This is a genomic window from Jeongeupia sp. USM3 (assembly GCF_001808185.1).
Classification (GTDB): Bacteria; Pseudomonadota; Gammaproteobacteria; order Burkholderiales; family Chitinibacteraceae; genus Jeongeupia.
Genome location: NZ_CP017668.1, coordinates 1,801,850 through 1,823,713, shown reverse-complemented (window position 1 = coordinate 1,823,713; position 21,864 = coordinate 1,801,850). Strand labels below are relative to the sequence as shown.

The window sequence follows — 21,864 nt, the reverse complement described above, 5'->3', positions numbered from 1 at the left end:
TTTCGGTTCTCAGGAAAACAATGCGGCTCTCCGTTCCGGCTTATCTGCGCACCCTGCGTGGTCGGGTGTTGCTCGCCTGCCTCTGTATCCAGCTCGTCGTGCTGGCGCTGGTGATCGCCAACACCTCGCGGATCTGGCACGACACGATGCGGCAGACGCTCGACATCCGCATCAACGCGCTGTCGCAGCTGTTCAACGCGTCGCTGGCGCCGGCGCTGGCGCGCAACCCGGGCGATGCCGTCGCCTTGCTCGATGCGCTGCAGTCGGTCGACGGCATCGACTATCTGGTGCTGCAGCGAAGCGACGGCACGCCGATCGCGGCGCGGGGCTGGCCGGTCGCGCAGCCGCTGCCGGCCGTCGACCGGCTCGACCGGGCGCACCCGCTGGGCGATCGGGTGCATGCATCGGCGCGGATCTACCTCGGTACGCAAACACTCGGCGAGCTGCGATTCGGGGTATCAACGCGCCCCTGGGCCCTGTCGATCGGCGCGCTGAGCGTGCAGAACGGCCTGATTCTCGCGCTGGGGCTGGTGAGCACGCTGGCGTTGATGGCCTGGCTGACCATATGGCTGACGCGGGCGCTGAACCGGCTGATCGACAGCGCGGCCGATCCCCATCACTTCGTGCCGCTGCAGGCGCCGCCGGGCAGTACTGAATTCGCGCTGCTGACGCAGCGCTTCAACGACATGGGCGAGGCGATTCGCGACCGCCTGCACGAGCTGGCCGACGCACGGCAGCGCGGTGAAGCGAACCTGGCGCTGGCCGACACCGAGCGTGCGCGACTGACGGCGCTGCTGTCGGCGATGCGCTTCGGCGTGCTGTTCGTCGACAACGACAACCGCGTCGTCTTCCACAACCCGGCGTTCGGCGCACTGTGGGGGATCGCCGACGACGGGCTGACAGGCCGGCCGGTCGGCGAGGTTTTGCTGCAGGCCGCCAATCGCCCGCCACAGGTCGATCCGGTCGCCCGCTACGGCATCCGGCCCGAGCTGCACCACGGCGACCTCGGCGAGCTGACGATGCGCGACGGCCGCATCATCACCCAGCAATGCCACCGCGTTGCCGAGCGCGACGGCAGCATCGGCGGCTGGATGTGGCTGTACGAGGACGTCACCCAGGCCAGGCAACTAGCCGAACGGATGGTCAACCTCGCCGAGCGCGATGCGCTGACCGGCCTCTACAACCGCCACCGCTTCCAGGAAGAGCTCGAGCGCATGGTCGCCGACGCCGAGCGCCGTCGCGGCACGACGGCGCTGCTGTTCTTCGACCTCGACGAGTTCAAGTACGTCAACGACACCTTCGGCCATGCCGCCGGCGATGAACTGCTGAAACTGATCGCCCGCGAGGTCGGCACCCAGGTCCGGCGGCACGAGGTGCTGGCGCGGCTCGGCGGCGACGAGTTTGCCGTGCTGCTGCCCGACTGCACCGAGTACGAGGTCGGCAAGCTCGCCGGCCGGCTGGTCGGCCGGGTCGGGCAGATCCAGTTCACCGTCGGCAGCCACGTGCTGCGGCCGTCGATGTCGATCGGCGTCGCGATCTACCCGCAGCACGCGGCCAGCGCCGCCGAACTCGTCGTCCATGCCGACGCGGCGATGTACCAGGCCAAGGCGGCCGGCAAGTCGACGTGGCGCTCGTACCGCGCCGAATCCGACCCGGCGCGCACCGCGTTCAGCCGGCTGTCGTGGAAGGAGCGCATCATCAGCGCGCTCGAGAACGACGGCTTCGAATTGCACTTCCAGGGCATCTACCGGACCCGCGGGCGCGATCTCGTGCACCTCGAGGCGCTGGTGCGGATGCGGGATGCCGATGGCACGCTGATCATGCCCGGCGCCTTCATCCCGCACGCCGAGAAGACCGGCAAGATCGTCGACATCGACCGCTGGGTGATCAAGCGCACGATCGAGCTGCTCGCCGCCCGGCCGGGCATGCCGTCGATCGCGATCAACGTCTCCGGCCGCTCGTTCGACGAGCCCGAACTCCCCGAATTCATCGGCCGGCTGCTGCGCCTGCACTGCGTCGATCCGACCCGGCTGCTGGTCGAACTGACCGAAACCGCTGCGGTGTCCGACCTCGGCGAGGCGCAACGCTTCATCGACGCGCTGCGTGCGACCGGCTGCACCGTCTGTCTCGACGATTTCGGCAACGGCTTCGCGTCGTTCGCCTACCTGAAGCAGCTCAAGGCCGATATCCTGAAGATCGACGGGCTGTTCATCCGCGACCTGCCGGGCGATGCCGACAGCCAGGTGTTCGTGCGCGGAATGGTCGCGATGGCGCACGACATGGGCAAGACGACGATCGCCGAGTTCGTCGAGAACGAAACCATTTACCGGATGCTGCTCGAAATGGGCGTCGACCTGGTGCAGGGCTATTACCTCGACCTGCCCAACCGCGAGCATCCGGGGCTGTGGCGCGGCCTCGAGCGCAGCAAGGAGAACGATGATGTTCCGCAATCCGAATGACGACGAAGTCCGCAGCTTTCTCGCCGGCGTCAGGCGCATCGCCGTTGTCGGCCTGTCGCCGAAGCAGGACCGGCCGAGCTTTCGGGTCTCGTACTACCTGCAGGCCGAAGGGTTCACCATCGTGCCGGTACGGCCCGGCGTCAACGACGTGCTCGGCGAAACCGCCTACCCGACGCTGGCCGACGTGCCCGGCAGCGTCGACCTCGTCGACGTGTTCCGCCGCGCCGAGGAAGTCGGCGCCGTCGTCGACGCGGCGATCGCCAACGGCGCGCGCGGCGTATGGATCCAGTCGGGTATCATCAACGAAGAGGCAGCTGCGCGCGCACGCGACGCCGGGCTGTTCGTCGTGATGGACCGCTGCCTGATGGTCGAGCACGCCCGGCTGCTCGGCTGAATCCACCCCAGAGATACCATGACGCAACTCCGCTTCACCAAAATGCAGGGTCTCGGCAACGACTTCGTCGTGGTCGACGGCGTGCGCCAGAACGTCGACCTCGACGCCGCAACGCTGCGCCGGCTCGGCGATCGCCACTTCGGCGTCGGTTTCGACCAGCTCTTGCTGGTCGAGGCGCCGACGCAGCCCGGCATCGATTTTTGCTACCGGATCTTCAACGCCGACGGCAGCGAGGTAGAGCAGTGCGGCAACGGCGCGCGCTGCTTTGCCCGCTTCGTCGTCGACCAGGGGCTGACCGACAAGCGCGAGATCGCCGTCGAAACCGCGCGCGGCGTGATCTACCCGCGGCTCGAAGCCGGTGGCGACGTCACCGTCGACATGGGCGCGCCGCGCTTCAGTCCGGCCGAGATACCGTTTGAAGCCGATGCTGACGCGGTGATCCACACGCTCGAGGTTGCCGGCGAAATCGTCGACGTCACCGTCGTGTCGATGGGCAATCCGCACGCGGTGCAGCTTGTCGACGACGTCAACGGCGGTGCGGTCGAGCGGCTCGGCGCCGCGATCGAGAACCATCCGCGCTTTCCGGCCCGCGTCAACGCCGGCTTCATGCAGGTGCTTGCCCGCGACGAGATCGCGCTGCGCGTCCACGAACGCGGCGCCGGCGAGACGCTGGCCTGCGGCACCGGCGCGTGCGCGGCGGTCGTCGCCGGCATCCGTCGCGGCCTGCTCGACACGCGCGTGCTGGTGCATACGCGCGGCGGCGACCTGACGATTGCATGGGCCGGTGAGGGCCGGCCGGTGCTGATGACCGGCCCGGCCGTGACCGTGTTCGACGGCGTGATCAACCTTTAGAACCGCTATCCTGCTGGTGGCGTTGCGCTCGCGTGCTGCCCGCATTTCGCCTTGCCAGTACCGTTACATTGCGCCCGACAGGAAGTGCCCTCGGGGCATACGCCGCTCTTAACCGCTTACCGATACGAGGACTTCCGATGCAACCGCACGAGATCGTCGCCTGGCTGCAGGTCAATCCGGCGTTTTTCGATGAATTTGCCGACGAAATCGCGCAAATCTACGTGCCGCACCACCACCACGGCCAGGCCGTGTCGCTGGCGGAACGGCAGCTGGAAACGCTGCGCGACCGGACGCGCAAGCTCGAGTCGCGCATGGGCGCGCTGCTGCAGTTCGGCGAGGAGAACGACGTCACAAGCGAGCGGCTGCACCGGCTGACGCTGGCGCTGCTGCAGGCTGGCACGCTTGCCGACACGATCGGTGCGCTGCGGGCTTCGCTTGCCGACGAATTCGGCCTGGCCGACGTGGCGCTGCGCTTGTGGGGCATCGCTGCCGACGACGAGCTGCCCGAGCTGGCGCCGGCCGGCGAGGCGGCGCAGCACTTGTCCGAGCAACTGGTGTCGCCGTATTGCGGTGCGCATCTGAGCGACGAGGTGCGGGCGTGGTTCGGCGAGCGCGGTGCCGGGCTGGCGTCGTTCGGGCTGTTCGCGTTGCGGGCGGACGGGCGGACCATCGGCGTGATGGCGCTGGCGAGCGACGATGCCGGCCGTTTTTACCCGGACATGGGGACGCTCTACCTCGGCCGCCTGGCCGAGCTGGCCGCCGCCGCACTGGTCCGGCATGCACCGCTGAATGTCGAAGCCGGCGCCTGAGTCGCGGCACCAAGGCGACTTCGACCATTTCGATACCGCGCTGGCCGCCGAGGCCGCCGGTACGCTGACGCGCTCGGCCTACCGGCGCGACCTTGCCGTGCTCGGCGAACTCGCCGGCGAGTCCGACCTGCGCACGCTGAATGCCAAGGCCGGGCGCGGTTTCGTCCGCATTCTCGTCAGCCGGCAGCTGTCCAGCCGCAGCATCGCGCGGATGCTGTCGGCGTGGCGGACGTTCTACCGGGTGATGATGCGCGACCGCGGCTGGCCGGCCAATCCGTTCGCAACGGTGCGCGCGCCCAAGGCCGGCAAGCCGCTGCCGGCGGCGTTCGATGCCGGCGAGGTCAACACGCTGATCGACGGCATCGACGACGCGGCGCCGCTCGACTGCCGCGACCGGGCGATCGTCGAGCTGCTGTACTCGTCGGGGCTGCGCGTGGCCGAGCTGGCATCGCTGCCCATGAACGCGATCGACTACGTCGCCGGCTTCGTCCGCGTGTTCGGCAAGGGCGGCAAGATCCGCGAGGTGCCGGTCGGTGCGGTCGCGATCGAGGCAATCCGTCGCTGGCTGCTGCTCAGGCCGCAACTGGCCGCCGCCGGTGTCGAGACGCTGTTCGTCAGCGCCCGCGGCACGGCGATGACGACGCGCGCGGTCGAATACCGGCTGCGCCACTGGCAGTTGAAGCTCGGCCTGACCGAACGGCTCTATCCGCACAAGCTGCGCCACAGCGTCGCCAGCCACCTGCTGCAGGGCAGCCACGACCTGCGCGCGGTGCAGGAATTCCTCGGCCACGCCAACCTGACGACGACGCAGGTCTATACCCACCTCGATTTCGTCCACCTGCAGGAAAGCTACAAGCTGGCGCACCCGCGCGCGCGCCGCGCCGAGGACGACGAAGACGGGTCCTAGCCCGGCTGGTACTCGAACAGGTCGTAGCCCATCTGCTGCTCGACCAGCTTGGTCGCGCGCAGCCGAAGCGTGCCGTCCGGCGTATCGACGGCAAGCTCGCGCAGCGGCGCGTACGTGCCTTTCGATGCGGCGAGCTGCGCGGCCTGCTTGAGTACGGCGATTTCGGGAATCAGCAGCGCCGGCAGCGCCGCGGCGTCGTGCGGGCCGGCGGCGCGGACCATGGCTGGCGTCGGCTGCGCACTCATCACCTGCAGCCCCATGTCGACGCGGCCGTCGTCGTGCTGCTGCAGCCAGCGTACCGACGCGACCATCCACTGCGCGTCGCCGAGTACCCGCAGCGCGACGATTTCGCCGGGGCGCGCCAGTTCCGGCGCCAGGGTGGCGTCGCCGCGCACCGCGTAGCCGCCGGGGCTCTCGTTGATCACCTGCCACTGGCTCCGTGGCGGTTCGGCTGCACCGGCCCAGCCGGCACCGGTGCTGTGCACGCTGGCGGCCAGGCCGAGGCAGAGCTCGATCCGCGCATCGGTCTGGATGCGCTGGAACAGCCGTTTTGGCGCAATGCTCCACTGCCGGTTGACGCGGCGCAGCAGCTCCATCCACATCCTGACCTTGGCGCGGTCGTGCGCCAGCGGCGCCTTGGCTTCGAGCGCGTGCAGCGCGCGGTGCAGCTTCTTGCCGAGCTCGATCGTGTCGACCAGCAGCGCGGCGTTGCCGACGCCGTCGGTGTTGCGTGCGCCGACGTAGCGCGGCGGCTCGTCGCGGTCGAGCCGGATCAGGAAGAAGCCGGCGGCGGCGGCGAGTTTGGACGGCGACTGGAAGTGGATCAGCGGCGCGTAGCTTTCGACCAGCTCGATCACCTTGTCGAGCTCGTCCTGCGCGTAGCGCAGCGGGTCGGCCAGTGTCAGCAGCAGCATGCGCTTGTAGCTGAGGTTGCCGGCCGGCATGCCTTCGTCCCTGCCGTCGTCGAGCAGCTTGTTCTCGCCCGCGTAGCGGAACAGCCGGTGTGTCTCGAGCCAGAAACCGCCCGGCACCGACATATGGATGCGGCTGCACAGCAGCAGCAGCCGGTAGTGCGCATGCAGCGCCTGCTGGATCGCCAGCACGGCGGTGCGGTTGCCGCCGAACAGGCTGCGTTTTTCCAGCCGGTCGATCAGCGTGCGCTTGTAGCCGAGCGCGAGCTCCTGCCACAGCGTGCGGGCCAGTTGCGCCGCCTGCCGGGCGCGTTCGCCGAGCGGCAGCCCCGGCACGCGGTACAGCGTCTCGAAGCCGCCGGCGAGCAGGTCGAGCGTCGTCCGGTACTGTTCGAGCAGCGCATAGCGCTCGTCCGGCGCGATCCGGACGCGGTTGCAGCTGGCGAGCGCGTCGAGCACCTGCCGGCCGGCGTCGAGCACCTGCGACATCGGCAAGCGGATCAGCCAGTCGCGAAGGCTGGCCGGGTTGCGCTCGACGATGGCGTCGAGGCGGGGGTCGAAGTCGGGGAGGGCGAGCGTCAGCATGGTCAGGCGAGTGGCAGATCCTGGGTATGGCCGGCGGTGGCGAGTGCGGCGTCGAGCGCCGCCAGCGCGCCGTCGGTGAGCAGCCGGGCTTCATCGTCGCTTAGCACATAGGGCGGCATGAAGTAGACGGTGTCGCCGATCGGCCTGACCAGCAGGCCCTGCTCGAGTGCGGCGGCGAAGTAGCGCTGGGCGAAACCGTCGCCGGCGCCCCGGACGTCGAATGCCCAGATCATGCCGGTGCGGCGGAAGTGGACGACGTTCGGATGCGCGCGCAGCGGGTCGAACAGCGGATCCCAGCGTTCGGCCCTGGCGCGGTTGGCATTGATGACGTCGTCGGATTCGAAGATGTCGAGTACCGCGTTGGCGGCGGCGCAGGCGAGCGGGTTGCCGGTGTACGAGTGCGAGTGCAGGAAGCCGCGCGAGACGTCGTCGTGGTAGAAGGCGCGGTAGAGCGCGTCGCTGGACAGCACGCACGCCAGCGGCAGGAAACCGCCGGTAATGCCCTTGGACAGGCAGATCAGGTCCGGCTGGATGCCGGCGCCCTGGCTGGCGAACATCGTGCCGCTGCGGCCGAAGCCGACGGCGATCTCGTCGGCGATCAGCAATACCTGGTGACGATCGCACGCGGCGCGCACCAGTTGCAGGTAGCGCGGCGAATGCATCGCCATGCCGGCGGCGCCCTGGACCAGCGGCTCGATGATCAGCGCGGCGATCTCGCCGTGATGGCGCGCCAGCAGGTGATCGAGCCGGCTGGCGGCGCGGTCGGCAACGTCGTCGGCGGATTCGCCGGGCAGCGCGCGGCGCGGATCGGGGCTGGGGGCGACGAAGTGCTGGCCGATCAGCGGCGCGTACGCATCGCGGAACACCGGCACGTCGGTGACTGCCAGCGCGCCGGCGGTCTCGCCGTGGTAGCTGCCTTCGAGGTAGACGAAGCGGTGCTTGGCCGGATGGCCGACGTTGCGCCAGTAGTGCGCGGCCATTTTCAGTGCGATCTCGACCGCCGATGCGCCGTCGGAGCCGTAGAACGCGTGGCCGAGGCCGGTCAGCGCACCGAGGCGCTCGGACAGCCTGACCACCGGTTCGTGGGTGAAGCCGGCGAGCATCACGTGCTCGAGCTCGTCGAGCTGGGCCTTGATCGCCGCCTTGATGCGCGGCTCGCCATGGCCGAACAGGTTGACCCACCAGCTCGACACCGCGTCGAGGTAGCGACGGCCGTCGGCATCGACCAGCCACGCGCCGTCGCCGCGCGTGATCGGAATCAGCGGCAGCGCCTCATGGCGCTTCATCTGGGTGCACGGGTGCCACACGGCAGCAAGGCTGCGGGCGAGCAGGTCGGAGTTGGCCATGGGAAAACTTGCGGATTCGGCCTCCCATTGTAGCCGCAACGCCGGGCCGGAAGGGGCGTGCCTGCTGTCGCTGTGGCCTTCTTGCGTCGTCATCGTTCGGTGGTCCGAAGCGATCTATTTCTTACGGGGGCCGACCGTTTCGACCGTTCGGACGGACGGTGGCCGGTTTTCTTGCGCCGTCGCTGTCATATCGACCGTCGCTGTCCGACTCTGGTGGGTGAGGGCCGGTTTGCGGCTCCCATCCATCGACTTGTTTGGAGATCACCATGGAAAAGAAGCAACTGCTGCTCGCATCGGCGTTCGCCGCCGTGCTCGGGGCAACGCTGTCGGCGCCGGCGCTCGCCGCCGAGAAGGAGAAGTGTTACGGCGTCGCCAAGGCGGGGCAGAACGATTGCAAGGGCAACAATCATTCGTGTGCCGGTCAGGCGAGCAAGGACATGGATGCCGGTGAATGGAAGTACGTCCCGGCGGGGACCTGCGCCAAGCTGGGCGGCTCGATGAAGCCCATGTAAAGCCGGGCGGCGGGCCGCGCGTGCGGCCCGCCACGCAAAGACGATGAACCCGTTCCTTCAGATTCCCTCGCCTTCTTGCGCCGGCCTCGGCCTGCGTTCGCCGCACGTCGCCGACGTGCTGGCGCAGCGCCCCGACGTCGGCTGGTGGGAAGTGCACAGCGAAAACTATTTCGGCGGCGGCCGGGCCGTCGCCCAGCTCGAGGCGGTGCGCGCCGACTATCCGGTCAGCCTGCACGGCGTGGGCCTCGGTCTCGGCAGCGCCGCGCCGCTCGACCCGGTGCATCTGGCGCAGCTCAAGGCGCTGGTCGGGCGGATCGAGCCGGTGCTGGTTTCCGAGCACCTGTGCTGGAACCGCGTGCCCGGGCGCTTTTTCAACGACCTGCTGCCGGTGCCGCGGATCGCCGGGGCGCTCGAGCTGCTGGCCGAGCGCATCGACGCGGTCCAGACCGCGCTGGGCCGGCGCATCCTGATCGAGAACGTCTCGCGCTATGTCGCCTTCGACGGCGAAAGCTGCGGCGAGGCCGAGCTGCTCGCGGCGCTGGTCGTGCGCACCGGCTGCGGCGTGCTGCTCGACGTCAACAACCTGTACGTGAATGCGCTCAACCTCGGCGCCGATCCGCTCGCCGAAATCGCCGCCCTGCCTTCGGATTGCGTCGGTGAAATCCATGTCGCCGGCTTCGAGGTCTGCGACGGTGTGGCGATCGACACCCACGGCGCGGCGGTCTGCGACGCGGTGTGGGCCCTGCTCGACGCGGCGCTGGCGCGCTTCGGGCCGCAGCCGGTGCTGCTCGAGCGCGACAGCCGGCTGCCGCCGCTGGCCGAACTGCTGGCCGAATACCGGCGGCTGGTGCTGCGTGTCGATGCCGCGTGCGAGGCGCCGGCATGCTGAGTTACGCCGATACGCTTGCCGCCTTTGCCGCGGCGCTGGCCGACGATGCGGATGCACCGCCGTGCATCGCCGCCGCGACGCGGGCCAACCTGGCCGTCTACCGCAACAACGTCCGGCTGAACCGGATCGACGCGCTCGAGTCCGCCTTCCCGACCGTGTCGGCGCTGGTCGGCCGCGACTGGTTCCGCGCGATGGCGCGTGCCTACGTGATCGCGGTGCCGGCCGCGTCGGCAAACCTGCACGACGACGGCGCGGCGCTGGCCGGTTTTCTCGACGGCTTCGCGCCGGCGCGGGCGCTGCCGTATCTGGCCGATGTTGCCCGGCTCGACTGGGCGCGCCACCGCGCCTGGTATGCGCCCGATGCCGCGCCGCTCGATCCGGCGCGGCTGGCGGCGCTCGATACCGATCGCTTCGCCCGGTGCACGCTGGTTTTCGATCCGGCGCTGTCGCTGGTCGCCTCGGCACGCTGGCCGATCGCCGACATCGCGGCCATGCATGATGGCGGCGCGCCGGCCGACCTCGGCGCCGGTGGCCAGGCGGTGCTGGTCTGGCGCGACGGCTGGCGCCGCATCGACGGCGATGCGGCCGGCTGGCTGGCGGTGCTGCAGGCAGGGGCCAGCGTCGGCGAGGCGCTGGCCGGAGCCCAAGGCGAGCCGGAGCCGCAGCTGGCGTGGCTGTTCGGGCAGGGACTGATTTGCGATTTCAAGGAGATGGCCTGATGGACTGGCTGGGCAAGCTTGGGCGTTGTTACTGCCGGAGCGAGGTACTGATCGCGAGGCTGGCACCGCTGTTCGCGCTGGCGGCGCGGTTCTATGTCGCGAAGGCGTTCTTCCTGTCCGGGCTGACCAAGCTCCGCGACTGGGACACGACGCTGCTGCTGTTCACCGAGGAGTACCAGGTGCCGCTGCTGGCGCCGGCGGTTGCCGCACCGCTGGCGACCGCCGGCGAACTCGTACTGCCGGTGCTGCTGGTGCTCGGGCTGTTCGGCCGCTTCGCCGCGGCCGGGCTGTTCGTCGTCAACGCGATGGCGGTGATATCGTATCCGGGGCTGGAGGCGGTCGCGCTCAAGGACCACGTGCTGTGGGGCGTGCTGCTCGGCTACCTGCTGATCCACGGCTGCGGCCCCTGGTCGCTCGACCGGTTCTGGCAGCGTGACCGGGCCTGAATCCGGTTCGATACGGGGCATGCTCTTGAATCAGTGCAGTGACTGGGCCGACCGCAGCTACCTTGCCGGTTTGCGGCGCGACCTGCTCCGCTTTGCACGGCTGCAGTTGCGCGACAACGCGGCGGCCGAGGATGCGGTGCAGGAGGCGCTGGCGGCTGCGTGGCTGCAGGCCGGCGAGTTTGCCGGCCAGTCGGCGCACAAGACCTGGGTGTTCGGCATCCTGCGGCACAAGATCATCGACGTGCTGCGGCAGCGGCGCAGGCTCGTGAACCTGGCCGATCTGGATGCCGACGACGCGGCACTCGACCTGCTGCTGTTCGATGCCGGCGGCCACTGGGACAAACCGCTCAGGCCGCAGGCGTGGCCCGATCCGCAGACCCTGCTGGCGCAGCGGCAGTTCTGGCGGCTGTTCGAGGCCTGCCTCGAGCATCTGCCCGAACAGTACGGCCGGGTCTTCATGGCGCGCGAGTTTCTCGGGCTGGAGATGGGCGAGCTCTGCGCCGAGTTCGACATCAGCGCCAACCACGGCAGCGTGCTGCTGTACCGGGCGCGGCTCAGGCTGCGTACCTGTCTGGCCGAAAAGGGCTTCTCGGGAGACGACGACCATGGCCAACTGTAAGACCGTCTCGAAGCTGCTGTCCGACGCGTTGGACCGGCCGCTGAGCCCGAACGAATGGCTGGCCGTGCACGCGCACCTGCCGTTGTGCGCCGGGTGCCGCAACTTCCGGCAGCAGTTGCGGGTGCTGCGACAGGCCGGCCACCGCTTGCGCGACGGCGACCTCCCCGACGACCCGCCCGCAGCCGACTGAATCGACGAGCGGGCGTCCGGTGCTCGCACGGTGCGGCTGCCTTCCGGCCTGCTCGAATGGCTGTTCGCCTTGCCGGTGCAGGGCTCGCGGGCTAAAAAGTGTCCACTGCGCCGCGGCGCTCACCTGGCAAGGAGTACATCATGCAAGTGCAAGCGTACCTGTTCTACAACGGCAACTGCGAGGAGGCGCTGGCGTTCTACCAGAAGGCGATCGGGGCCGAAGTGGGGTTCCTGATGCGCTACGGCGAGGCACCGCCCGAGGCGCAATGCGGCGGGACGGAGAGCGCCGCTGCATGGAAGGACAAGATCATGCACTGCAACTTCACCGTCGGCGAAACGCAGCTGATGGCGTCCGACGGCATGCCGGATTCGCCGCCGACGGCGATGAGCGGCTGTGCATTGTCGATCGCCGTCGACGGTGTCGAGAAGGGGCGCCAGCTGTTCGATGCGCTGGCCGATGGCGGCAGCGTGCAGATGCCGTATCAGCCGACGTTCTGGGCCAAGGGCTTCGGCATGCTGACCGACCGGTTCGGGATCGGCTGGATGATCAACTGCGAGCAGTAGCGACGGTCAGACGGCCTGTTGCTGGTACATCCGGGACAGCTCGTTCAGCAGCTGTTCCGGTGTCTCGCCGAGTTCGCGTGCCTTGGCGACAAGCCGCAGCTTGACCGCGCTCTTCAGCTGCACCAGCGCCAGATGGCGGGCGTGGGCAGCCTGTTGCGCGCGCTCTTCCGGCCTGATCGTGGCGGGAGAATTGGCAAACAGCAGCGATGGATGATCACCATCCTTGATGCCGTCGGGAAGTTTGAAATTCATAGAAGGCTATTGTAGTCGGCCTGTATGACCTTGGCGTGATATTTCTTACAAGTTTGCCGAAATTACGGCGAATTGATGAAAAACTGTAAGCAATTACGCCAGACGTCGTCAATGTGCAGACTACCGGCCGTCTTCCTGCCCCGATCCGGGCCGGCGGCTGCCCGGCCGTCACAGTTCCAGCGTAACCGGCCCGGCGGGGACCGCGCAGCAGATCAGCGCTTCGCCGCTGGCCGGCGCGTGGGCCGGCGGCGCCGGATAGCACACCGCGCCTTCGCCGATCCTGGTGCTGCAACTGCCGCACAGCCCGGAGCGGCAGCTGTACGCCGGGCTGAGTCCGCTGGCTTCGGCGAGTTCGAGCAGGGTCGTGCCCGGTTGCCACTCGGCGGTGATGCCGCTGCGGACGAAGCGGACCGGCTGCGGTGTGGCTAGCTGCGGTGTGGCCGGCAGCGGTACGGCCTCGAGCGGCTCGCCCTGGCCGAAGAATTCGTAGTGGATCCGGTCGCGCGCGACGCCGAGCCCACGCAGCGCCCAGTAGGCCTGGCGCATGAAGCCGTCCGGGCCGCACAGGTAGACGTCATAGTCGTCGAGCGGCAGCAGGCAGCGCAACAGGTCGGCGTCGACCCGGCCGGCGCTGTCGTAGTCGTGACCGGGCCGGTCGCTGTCAATCGGCTGCGAATAGCGGACGTGGACATGCAGCTTGTCGTGCACGGCCAGCCGGTCGCGCAGTAGCCGGCCGAATGCGTGTTCGCGGCCGTTGCGCGCCGCATGGATGAACCAGACCGGGCGTGGGCGGAAGCGTACCCCGTGCGCCGGTGCCAGCGTGTCGAGCATCGCCAGTATCGGCGTGATGCCGACGCCACCGCTCAGGAGCACGACCGGCCGGGTGCTTGCCGCATCGAGCACGAAGCGGCCGCGCGGTGCTTGCGCATCGAGCCTGTCGCCGGGTTGCAGCGCGTCGTGCAGGTGGTTCGACACCCGGCCGTCGCGCTTGACCGAAATCCGGTACGTCTCGCCGTCCGCCGCCTGCGACAGCGAATACGTCCGCGTCAGCGCCCCCAGCCCCGGTACGTCGACGCGGATCGGCAGGAACTGGCCGGGCAGGTGCGGCACCACGCCGAGGCCGTCTGCCGGTTGCAGGTAGAAGGAGGTGATCGTTTCGCTCTCTTGCTCGCGCCGCAGCACGCGCAGCGGCCGGTAGCGGTCGGCGAGCCCGGCGAGCGCCACCGCCTGGTCGACCGACTGCCAGTCGCCGGTGCCGGCGAGGATCGGCGATGTTTCCTGCAGCGCCCAGCGCAGCGGCAGCCGCCCGCGCAGCCGCAGCATCCGCTCGACCCGGAACCGCACCAGCCGCTCGGCGCCGGCGAATGCCTGCAGTTCGTCGCCGTCCCAGACGATCTCGCCGCGGCCGGCGACGAACAGCAGATCGCCGCTGGCGAAGTCCGGGAACAGCAGGCCGGCGCGCGGATTGGCGAGCAGGTTGCCGAGGGTGTTGAAGTGGAAGTTGCCGATGAAATCGGGCCAGACCAGCGTGTCGCCGTCGACGCGGACGAAGCCGGGCTTGCCGCCGCGGTGCGAGACGTCGGCGCCGTCGCGGCCGCTGGTTTCGCCGGCCTCGGCAAAGTGCGTCGCGATGAAGAAGGTGTCGGCGGCGCCGATCTGCGCAATCGCCGCCGGATCGAGCGCCGTTGCCGATTCGGGCGGCGGCACGGTGGCGTCGGGCTCGACCCGGCGGTAATCGCGCCGCTGGATGTACTGCGGGCAGTTGCCGAAGCTCTGTTCGACGGCGATGCTCAGGCCATCGCCCTCGATCAGCCGGCCGTTCATCCGGTTGCGCCGCCGCGTTTCCAGTTCGATCCCGAGCAGGCCGACCGCCGCACCGGGGTACAGCGCCGCCGCGAGCGGGTCGTCGGCGACCGGCCGTGCGGCGAGCCGCAGCGTGCGCGGATCGGGCGACCGGGCGAAGCCCGGTTCGCCGGCCAGCAGCGTCGCCCAGGGCTGGCCGTCCGCATCGACGGCGCCGACGACGATGAAAGGCAGCTGGGCGAAGAATTCGCGGTGCTGCTCGGGCATGTGGTCGCGCACGACCTGGCGGCCGATCGATTCGACCTTGTCGCGCACGCCGACGCGGCGCTGGACTTCCTGCTCGCCGGCATGGAAGGGGGAGGCCTCGTGGGGCCAGCCGGGCAGTGCCATCGTCGTCTCCTGTACGGGTTAAAAGCGGCTGATGCCCCAAGGGCACGTCCTGCCGGGCGCAAACCCGGCGCAGCAATGCTGGCAAGGCGTACGAAACGTCCCACGGGGTCGCAACAGTACCAAGTCGCCAGTGAGTGCAACGCCGCCAGCAGTGTCGGGCGCTCTAGGCCGTCGCGGCCGCGAGGCCGACCGGCGTCTGCTCCATCGGCACGAAGCCGGGCAGGGCCTCGATGCGCGCCAGCCAGCTGCGGATGCGCGGGTAGTCGGCCAGCGACACGTCGCCTTCCGGTGCGAGGGCGATGTAGCTGTAGCAGGCGACGTCGGCGAGCGTGGCGCCGGTGCCGGCCAGCCAGTCGTGTCCGGCGAGCTCGGCCTCGATCACCGCCAGCAAGGCGTGGCTGCGGGCGATCAGGGCCGGCGCGTCGAGCTTGGCGCCGAACACGTTGACCAGCCGCGCCATGGCGGGGCCGGCGGCGAGCGGGCCCGCTGCGACCGACAGCCAGCGCTGTACCTGCGCGGCGCCGAGCGGATCGGCCGGCAGCCAGTGGCCGTTGCCATAGCGTGCTGCCAGGTAGACGAGGATCGCGTTCGAGTCGGCCAGCACGGTGCCGTTGTCGTCGATGACCGGCACCTGGCCGAAGCGGTTGAGTTCGAGGAAGTCCGGCGTCTTGTGCGCGCCGGCCTTCAGGTCGACGTCGACCAGCGCATACGGCAGGCCGAGCAGGCCGAGAAAGAGTTCGACGCGGTGGCTGTGGCCGGACAGACGATGACGGTAGAGCCGGATCGGGTGTTGCGGTGCGTTCATGATGGCGTCCTCGGGTGGTGAGTGATATGCATTCTGGATAGATTCACTATTCGAATAAATGGTGATTCAATGATTTGACTACTCCGATTTGTGGAGTAGTTTTCCGGTGCCCCCCCAGGATGGAACGATGGACAAACTGCGTGCGATGCAAACTTTTGTCGCGATCGTCGAACACGGCAGCCTGACGCGCGCCGCCCGCGCGCTCGCGTCGTCGCTGCCGGCCGTCGTGCGCACGCTCGCGGCGCTCGAAGAGGCGCTCGGCGTGCGCCTGCTGAACCGGACCACGCGGCGGCTGTCGCTGACCGACGAAGGCCGCGCCTATCTGGACAGCTGCCGGCACATTCTCGGCGCGGTCGACGAGGCCGAGCAGCGGCTGTCGGACCGGCAGGACGAAGCCAGCGGCCGGCTCGTCGTCACCGCGTCGGTGCTATACGGCCAGATGTACGTCGCGCCGGCGGTCACGCGCTTCCTGCAGGCGCACCCGAAGGTCCAGTGCCGGCTGATCCTGCTCGACCGCGTCGTCAATCTGCTCGAAGAAGGCATCGACGTCGGCGTGCGCATCGGCGCGCTCGACGACTCGAGCCTGATCGCCCGGCAGGTCGGCGAGATCCATCGCGTCGTCGTGGCCAGCCCGGCGTATCTGGCGCGGCATGGCGTTCCGCAGCAGCTGCGCGAGCTGGCCGGGGCAAACTGCATCCGCTTCACCGGCAACGGCCGCGGCACCTGGCTGTTCCAGGAGCAGGGGCGCGAGATCAGCGTGGCGATCGCCGGCAATCTCGAATGCAACCACGGCCTGCCGGCCGTCGACGCCTGCGTCGCCGGCCTGGGCATCGGCCAGTTCCTGTCGTATCAGGTGGCCGACCATCTTGCCGCGGGGCGTCTGCGGGTGATCCTGCAGCCCTATCAGCGTCCGTCGCAACCGATCAGCCTCGTCTACCCGCACGCCGGCCTGCTGCCCAACCGGACCCGGCTCTTCGTCGCGTGGATGAAACAGGCGCTGGGCGGCGGCTGAACGCGGAGGATGCCGCCCGCGGTGGGCCGATGCCCCCGGCGGGTGACGGCCTCGACGGGCAGCCGGCGCGCCGTCCGGCCCGGCGCTTCGGGTGGCGGCGTCGGTTCAATGGCCGACGTCTAAACCCTGCAAAGATGCTATGGCGCGATTTGCGCGGGTTCGGGGAGGTTGCCGTGGCGGTCCTGCCTGTCTTGCTGCCGGCCGATGTCGAGCAGCCACCACGCTTCGATCGTCAGTGTGTAGAAGCATCGGGAACCGGCCTCGGTAAAGTCGGCCAGCGGCAGCATCCACTGTTTGCGGAGCTGTTCATCGGGAAAGCCGAGCCGGAAGTAGCGTTCGTGGGCAAGCTCGACGTCGCCGCCGGCGACGGCCCTGGCCTTGCCGCTGAACCGCAGCCCGTCGAGACCGGGCTCGAGCACTGGCGGCGCGAGGTCGACGCGAAAAATCGAGCCGGTGACGCGCGGGTTGTCCGCGATGTTGCGGGCATGCAGGGCGTCGCGCATCGAGTACCACAACAGCTGGACGGGGCGACCGGCCAGAAACACATAATTTGCCGTCAGATCCCAGGGGCGGCCGTCGGCGTCAGTCGTCGCCAGCGTGACCAGACGCGCGCCCTGCAGCAGCAGCGCGGCACGTTGCGAGAACGGGCGGAGGTCTTCAGCCATGCTGCCTCTCCATTGCACGGGGGGGCGGCATGCCAGTGCGCACACGCTCCCGATTCCGGTCTTGCCGCCTCTGCGCGCGAACACGACGCGACGGTCCGTTCCGGCTCCCGGTGTCTGGCTGCTGCATGCCGTCTTCCCTGCCACGGCGTGTACGGCAGTCGGGTTGGAACGGTTCAGTGCGCTCCGGCAGGTCGTGACGTTCCGGTGGCGTGTCCGGTGGCGGATGAAAGGCGGCCCGTTCGTTCAACGGCCACACCCGCATGTCTCCGATTGATTCTGACTTTTTCATGGCGTTAAATTTCTTTTCAAGAAAGATTTCACCTTGATTCTTGATCAGAACCCACCGGATTCAACTGTCAGTCTTGACAGCCGCCGGATGGAGAAGCGGCTTTATCCGCGAGTGCCGGCCAGGCCCGGAACGTCCTCCCGTCCGGGCCGGGAGGACGCCGGTTGATCTGTATCTCAGGCCTGTTGCCGGCTTACGCGATCCTCAATGCGCCCAGTGTCGTGCGGTCGAGTTCGATCCGGCTGGCAACGACCATGCGGCCGTCGATCCGCTCGGACGGCCCGACGCGGTGCGCCTTGACGCCGATGCGGCCGAACAGGCGCTCCATGCTGGCGTAGGTCACGCCGATCAGCTGGTGTGCGCCCTTTTCGTAAGCGACACGGACCGTTTCCGCCAACAGCCGGTGTATCGCCCACTCGAATTCGCCGGCACCCGCCCCGGCCGGCCGGTCCGCGGCCAGGCGGGACAGCTCCCAGACCTTGCTGGAGCAGGGAACGTGTGCGCTGCCGAGCAGCTGCGGAAAGTGGTCCTTCAGCAGGTAGGGGCCGGTCGTGCTCAGCAAGCGGGCACAGCCGACGACCTCGTCCTGTGCGCTGCGCAGGGTGATATAGAGTGTATCGGCACGATCGTACTGATCGCTCTCCAGCCCGTTGCTGACGCCGGGCAGCTCCCAGCCCAGCCGCTGCACGAAGACCTTGTGACGAAATCGCGCGATCTTCGTCCTCATGTCGCCGCTCAAGCAGCTTCCTTCGCAAAAATCCATCTGCATTTTTCAGCTCCTCTCGTTGAAAACGCCAACGTTGAATGGCGCGAAATGCGCACGAGGGAAACTGTCAAAACTGACAGGGGGCCGATGACCGCCGCTGTGACGGGGCCCGCGCCGGGGTGGCGATGCGAATGGCGTAATGTCAGTTTGATAATTACAAACAACTTTCTTTTGTATTTAACAGGAAATAATAATATTTATGGTGTAACTGGATTTGACGGTTATGCTGGCCGGAGAACATCCGGCGGGCTTGGCTTTGTGACGGAGGTACGGGGTGATCGATCGACTTGAGTCGTTCCATCAGGAGTGGAAGCACATCGATGACGAACACCGGCTTTTCGGGCAGGTTGCGTCGCTGGCCGGCGCGCTCGGCTTCGACTACTGCTGCTACGGCGTCAGCATGCAGCAGTCGGCCACCCAGTCGACGACCCGTGTTTTCGATACCTATCCCGATGGCTGGATGAACCACTACCGCGAGCACGGTCTGCTCGCCGTCGACCCTACCGTGCGGATGGGCAGGCAGACCGACGAGCTGATCGTCTGGCACGGCGATGCACTGCCGCCGGCACCGCAGTTCTGGCGGGAGGCCGGCGAATTCGGCCTCCTCCACGGCGTGGCCCAGTCCAGCTGGGGCGCGCATGGCGAATACGGCTTGCTCAGTCTCGGGCGGACGCAGGAGCCGATCTCGCTGCCGGAGGTCCACCGGCTGGAACTGAGCGTCCGCGTGCTGGCCAACTATACGCATGTGGCGATGGGGCGGATTCTGCGGACCAAGGTGCCCCAGCCGGCGATCGATACGCTGTCGCCGCGCGAGCGCGAAGTGCTGATGTGGACGGCCGAGGGCAAGACGGCCGACGAGATCGGCTCGATCCTGGGAATCTCGACCCGGACGGTCAATTATCACATCTACAACGCGCTGGAAAAGACCGGCAGCCGGAACAAGGTCCAGGCGGCGATCAAGCTGCTGCTCTTCGGCTGATCGCCGCGCTTGCGCGGCCCGGCCGGGGAGGGAGCCGCAGCCCGGCGAGGCGGAACAATTTTCGCCCGCCCGCCCTTGAAAACCGCCGATGCCGTCCCTATTATTGGCACTCATTAGCACCGAGTGCTAAGAGCGGCTGAACAAATCCGGCGCAGTACGGCAACGAGCCCAACGCTGTCGGCAGGATGATGTTCGCCACTCTGAATCCATGTTCCCGCGAACGTGATCGTGTTTCGTTCGCGTCATTCATCCTTCAGGAGAAATCAACGATGAAAATCCGTCCTTTGCATGACCGCGTCGTCATCAAGCGCGTCGAAGCCGAAGAAAAGACCGCTTCGGGCATCGTGCTGCCGGGCAACGCCGCCGAAAAGCCGGACATGGGCGAAGTCGTCGCCGTCGGCAACGGCAAGGTCCTGGAAAACGGTTCGGTTCGTCCGCTCGGCCTTGCCGTCGGCGACAAGGTGATCTTCGGCAAGTACAGCGGCCAGACCGTCAAGGTCGACGGCGAAGAACTGCTGGTGATGCGCGAAGAAGACGTGATGGGCGTCGTCGAGCACTGAGCTCCGGCCCGCGCGATTTAACTTTTACCTACAGAATTCAGGAGTATCTGGAAAATGGCTGCAAAAGAAGTCAAGTTTGGTGATTCCGCCCGTTCGAAGATGGTTGCCGGCGTCAATATCCTCGCCGACGCGGTCAAGGTGACCCTGGGCCCGAAGGGTCGCAATGTCGTGCTCGAGCGCTCGTTCGGCGCCCCGACGATCACTAAGGACGGCGTGTCGGTCGCCAAGGAAATCGAACTGAAGGACAAGTTCGAGAACATGGGCGCGCAGCTCGTCAAGGAAGTCGCTTCCAAGACCAGCGACATCGCCGGTGACGGCACCACTACCGCTACCGTGCTGGCCCAGGGCATCGTCAACGAAGGCCTGAAGTACGTCGCTGCCGGTTTCAACCCGACCGACCTGAAGCGCGGCATCGACAAGGCCGTGATCGCGCTGATCGCCGAGCTGAAGAAGATCGCCAAGCCGACGACCACCAGCAAGGAAATCGCCCAGGTCGGCTCGATCTCGGCCAACAGCGACGAAGTGATCGGCCAGAAGATCGCCGAAGCGATGGACAAGGTCGGCAAGGAAGGCGTGATCACCATCGAGGACGGTTCGGGTCTGGAAGACGAACTCGCGGTGGTCGAAGGCATGCAGTTCGACCGCGGCTACCTGTCGCCGTACTTCATCAACAATCCGGACAAGCAGATCGCGCTGCTGGAAAACCCGTTCGTGCTGCTGTTCGACAAGAAGATCAGCAACATCCGCGACCTGCTGCCGGTGCTCGAGCAAGTCGCCAAGGCCGGCCGTCCGCTGCTGATCATCGCCGAAGACGTCGATGGCGAAGCGCTGGCGACCCTGGTCGTCAACAACATCCGCGGCATCCTCAAGACCGTTGCCGTCAAGGCACCGGGCTTCGGTGACCGTCGCAAGGCCATGCTCGAAGACATCGCCATCCTCACCGGCGGTACCGTGATCGCCGAAGAAGTCGGCCTCTCGCTCGAGAAGGCCACGCTGGCCGAACTGGGCCAGGCCAAGCGCATCGAAGTGGCGAAGGAAAACACCACGATCATCGACGGTGCCGGTCAGGAAGACGCGATCAAGGCTCGCGTTGCGACCATCCGCGCGCAGATCGAAGAATCGTCGAGCGACTACGACCGCGAGAAGCTGCAGGAGCGCGTGGCCAAGCTGGCCGGCGGCGTTGCAGTGATCAAGGTTGGCGCTGCGACCGAAGTCGAAATGAAGGAAAAGAAGGCCCGCGTCGAAGATGCGCTGCACGCGACCCGCGCTGCGGTCGAGGAAGGCATCGTCGCCGGCGGTGGCGTTGCGCTGCTGCGCGCCCGTGCCAACATGGGTGAAATCAAGGGTGCCAACGCTGACCAGGACGCCGGCATCAAGATCGTGCTGAAGGCGATCGAAGCACCGCTGCGCCAGATCGTTGCCAACGCCGGCGACGAGCCGTCGGTCGTGGTCAACAAGGTTGTCGAAGGCACCGGTAACTACGGCTACAACGCCGCGACCGGCGAGTACGGCGATCTGGTCGAGATCGGCGTGCTGGACCCGGCCAAGGTGACCCGTTCGGCACTGCAGAACGCCGCTTCGGTGGCCGGCCTGCTGCTGACGACCGACGCAATGGTCGCCGAGCTGCCGAAGGACGACGCACCGGCGATGCCGGGCGGCGGCATGGGTGGCATGGGCGGCATGGACTTCTGAGTCCGGCCTGACCCTGCAGCAAACGAAACGCCACCTTCGGGTGGCGTTTTTTCGTTGGTCGGCCGGACTGGGCGCGGCGCGGCCGGTGGTCTAGCGTGAAACTGGCGCCGCAACAGACGGCAGCCTGGCGCCGGGGCGCCAATCCGGAGATGAGCGATGAGCACCTTGCTGGAGTCCCAACTGCGCGAATGCGTCGGGCCGTACGCGCAGGCCTACCCGGATCAGCTGATCCGGCTGTTTCCGCGCATTGCCGACCGGGTTGCCGGGCTGTGGGGCAAACCCGAGCTCGACGACTATTTCAATGCGCTGCTGATCGACGATCGCGGTGACCGGCGCGGTTTTCCGCTGCCGGTTGCCAGCGAGCTGATGGTGCTGTCGCGCGTCTACGATCTGGTCCGCAAGATTCCGCTGGCGCGGCCGCCGGACATCTGGGGGCTGGTCGCCCGGCTGTGA

General features: G+C 67.8%; 24 protein-coding genes. 17 read left to right on the top strand and 7 right to left on the bottom strand.

Annotated elements, in window-relative coordinates:
• The first annotated feature begins 20 nt into the window (after window positions 1-20).
• The 5 genes from BJP62_RS08680 to BJP62_RS08660 all read left to right on the top strand — a co-directional run bounded on the left by BJP62_RS08680 (window position 21) and on the right by BJP62_RS08660 (window position 5,421).
• Window positions 21-2,459: a bifunctional diguanylate cyclase/phosphodiesterase gene (locus tag BJP62_RS08680; RefSeq protein WP_070528996.1), complete on the top strand. Its 2,439-nt coding sequence runs from the start codon at window positions 21-23 to the stop codon at window positions 2,457-2,459.
• Window positions 2,440-2,853: a CoA-binding protein gene (locus BJP62_RS08675; RefSeq protein WP_070528993.1), complete on the top strand. Its 414-nt coding sequence runs from the start codon at window positions 2,440-2,442 to the stop codon at window positions 2,851-2,853. The genes BJP62_RS08680 and BJP62_RS08675 overlap by 20 nt, the downstream gene beginning before the upstream one ends.
• Window positions 2,854-2,871: 18 nt before the next feature.
• Window positions 2,872-3,705, top strand: a complete 834-nt coding sequence (dapF, locus tag BJP62_RS08670) for a diaminopimelate epimerase (protein ID WP_070528990.1) — start codon at window positions 2,872-2,874, stop codon at window positions 3,703-3,705.
• Window positions 3,706-3,842: 137 nt separating this feature from the next.
• The gene (locus tag BJP62_RS08665) at window positions 3,843-4,514 is read left to right on the top strand and encodes a DUF484 family protein (protein ID WP_070528989.1); all 672 of its coding nucleotides are present in this window, start codon (window positions 3,843-3,845) and stop codon (window positions 4,512-4,514) included.
• Window positions 4,495-5,421 carry a tyrosine recombinase XerC gene (locus BJP62_RS08660; RefSeq protein WP_083300797.1) on the top strand — a complete coding sequence of 309 codons (927 nt, stop codon included), beginning with the start codon at window positions 4,495-4,497 and terminating at the stop codon, window positions 5,419-5,421. Before BJP62_RS08665 ends, BJP62_RS08660 begins: the two co-directional genes overlap by 20 nt.
• On the opposite strand, the gene BJP62_RS08655 is transcribed toward BJP62_RS08660, so the two are convergent.
• Together BJP62_RS08655 and BJP62_RS08650 are read right to left on the bottom strand one after the other, a co-directional pair.
• Window positions 5,418-6,917, bottom strand: coding sequence for a hypothetical protein (locus BJP62_RS08655; protein ID WP_070528986.1), 1,500 nt, complete (start codon window positions 6,915-6,917; stop codon window positions 5,418-5,420). The genes BJP62_RS08660 and BJP62_RS08655 overlap by 4 nt on opposite strands.
• A gap of 2 nt (window positions 6,918-6,919) precedes the next feature.
• Complete coding sequence (locus BJP62_RS08650) at window positions 6,920-8,263, bottom strand: adenosylmethionine--8-amino-7-oxononanoate transaminase (protein WP_070528983.1); 1,344 nt, start codon at window positions 8,261-8,263, stop codon at window positions 6,920-6,922.
• 266 nt (window positions 8,264-8,529) lie between these two features.
• On the opposite strand from BJP62_RS08650, the gene BJP62_RS08645 reads away from it, so the two are divergent.
• The 7 genes from BJP62_RS08645 to BJP62_RS08615 all read left to right on the top strand — a co-directional run bounded on the left by BJP62_RS08645 (window position 8,530) and on the right by BJP62_RS08615 (window position 12,201).
• A complete protein-coding gene (locus BJP62_RS08645) occupies window positions 8,530-8,775 on the top strand; it encodes a DUF2282 domain-containing protein (RefSeq protein ID WP_070528980.1) in 246 nt (81 codons plus the stop codon).
• 43 nt (window positions 8,776-8,818) lie between these two features.
• Complete coding sequence (locus tag BJP62_RS08640; RefSeq protein WP_070528977.1) at window positions 8,819-9,664, top strand: DUF692 domain-containing protein; 846 nt, start codon at window positions 8,819-8,821, stop codon at window positions 9,662-9,664.
• Window positions 9,658-10,383: a DNA-binding domain-containing protein gene (locus BJP62_RS08635; protein ID WP_070528974.1), complete on the top strand. Its 726-nt coding sequence runs from the start codon at window positions 9,658-9,660 to the stop codon at window positions 10,381-10,383. Before BJP62_RS08640 ends, BJP62_RS08635 begins: the two co-directional genes overlap by 7 nt.
• The gene (locus BJP62_RS08630) at window positions 10,383-10,829 is read left to right on the top strand and encodes a DoxX family protein (RefSeq protein WP_070528973.1); all 447 of its coding nucleotides are present in this window, start codon (window positions 10,383-10,385) and stop codon (window positions 10,827-10,829) included. Before BJP62_RS08635 ends, BJP62_RS08630 begins: the two co-directional genes overlap by 1 nt.
• Window positions 10,830-10,854: 25 nt before the next feature.
• Complete coding sequence (locus BJP62_RS08625) at window positions 10,855-11,448, top strand: sigma-70 family RNA polymerase sigma factor (protein ID WP_205700991.1); 594 nt, start codon at window positions 10,855-10,857, stop codon at window positions 11,446-11,448.
• Entirely contained in the window at window positions 11,435-11,638 is a 204-nt protein-coding gene (locus BJP62_RS08620) for a zf-HC2 domain-containing protein (protein ID WP_070528969.1), read from the top strand. Before BJP62_RS08625 ends, BJP62_RS08620 begins: the two co-directional genes overlap by 14 nt.
• A gap of 140 nt (window positions 11,639-11,778) precedes the next feature.
• Entirely contained in the window at window positions 11,779-12,201 is a 423-nt protein-coding gene (locus tag BJP62_RS08615; RefSeq protein WP_070528968.1) for a VOC family protein, read from the top strand.
• A 6-nt stretch (window positions 12,202-12,207) separates the two neighbouring features.
• On the opposite strand, the gene BJP62_RS08610 is transcribed toward BJP62_RS08615, so the two are convergent.
• From BJP62_RS08610 to BJP62_RS08600, 3 genes are all read right to left on the bottom strand, one after another.
• Entirely contained in the window at window positions 12,208-12,453 is a 246-nt protein-coding gene (locus BJP62_RS08610) for a hypothetical protein (RefSeq protein WP_070528965.1), read from the bottom strand.
• A 168-nt stretch (window positions 12,454-12,621) separates the two neighbouring features.
• Complete coding sequence (locus tag BJP62_RS08605; protein ID WP_070528962.1) at window positions 12,622-14,646, bottom strand: pyridoxamine 5'-phosphate oxidase family protein; 2,025 nt, start codon at window positions 14,644-14,646, stop codon at window positions 12,622-12,624.
• 163 nt (window positions 14,647-14,809) lie between these two features.
• Window positions 14,810-15,451, bottom strand: a complete 642-nt coding sequence (locus tag BJP62_RS08600) for a glutathione S-transferase family protein (protein WP_070528960.1) — start codon at window positions 15,449-15,451, stop codon at window positions 14,810-14,812.
• 127 nt (window positions 15,452-15,578) lie between these two features.
• On the opposite strand from BJP62_RS08600, the gene BJP62_RS08595 reads away from it, so the two are divergent.
• Window positions 15,579-16,463 carry a LysR family transcriptional regulator gene (locus BJP62_RS08595; protein ID WP_070528957.1) on the top strand — a complete coding sequence of 295 codons (885 nt, stop codon included), beginning with the start codon at window positions 15,579-15,581 and terminating at the stop codon, window positions 16,461-16,463.
• A 137-nt stretch (window positions 16,464-16,600) separates the two neighbouring features.
• On the opposite strand, the gene BJP62_RS08590 is transcribed toward BJP62_RS08595, so the two are convergent.
• Complete coding sequence (locus tag BJP62_RS08590) at window positions 16,601-17,128, bottom strand: pyridoxamine 5'-phosphate oxidase family protein (RefSeq protein ID WP_070528955.1); 528 nt, start codon at window positions 17,126-17,128, stop codon at window positions 16,601-16,603.
• 479 nt (window positions 17,129-17,607) lie between these two features.
• Window positions 17,608-18,141, bottom strand: a complete 534-nt coding sequence (locus BJP62_RS08585; RefSeq protein ID WP_205700990.1) for an acyl-homoserine-lactone synthase — start codon at window positions 18,139-18,141, stop codon at window positions 17,608-17,610.
• Between the two features lie 313 nt (window positions 18,142-18,454).
• On the opposite strand from BJP62_RS08585, the gene BJP62_RS08580 reads away from it, so the two are divergent.
• The 4 genes from BJP62_RS08580 (at window position 18,455) to BJP62_RS08565 (ending at window position 21,864) form a co-directional block, all read left to right on the top strand.
• On the top strand, window positions 18,455-19,159 hold the full coding sequence (locus BJP62_RS08580) for a LuxR family transcriptional regulator (protein ID WP_070528949.1): 705 nt from the start codon (window positions 18,455-18,457) through the stop codon (window positions 19,157-19,159).
• A 269-nt stretch (window positions 19,160-19,428) separates the two neighbouring features.
• On the top strand, window positions 19,429-19,719 hold the full coding sequence (gene groES, locus BJP62_RS08575) for a co-chaperone GroES (RefSeq protein WP_070528946.1): 291 nt from the start codon (window positions 19,429-19,431) through the stop codon (window positions 19,717-19,719).
• A 54-nt stretch (window positions 19,720-19,773) separates the two neighbouring features.
• Window positions 19,774-21,411 (top strand): chaperonin GroEL, encoded by a 1,638-nt coding sequence (gene groL, locus BJP62_RS08570; RefSeq protein WP_070528944.1) that lies wholly within the window; start codon window positions 19,774-19,776, stop codon window positions 21,409-21,411.
• Between the two features lie 156 nt (window positions 21,412-21,567).
• Entirely contained in the window at window positions 21,568-21,864 is a 297-nt protein-coding gene (locus BJP62_RS08565) for a hypothetical protein (RefSeq protein ID WP_070528940.1), read from the top strand.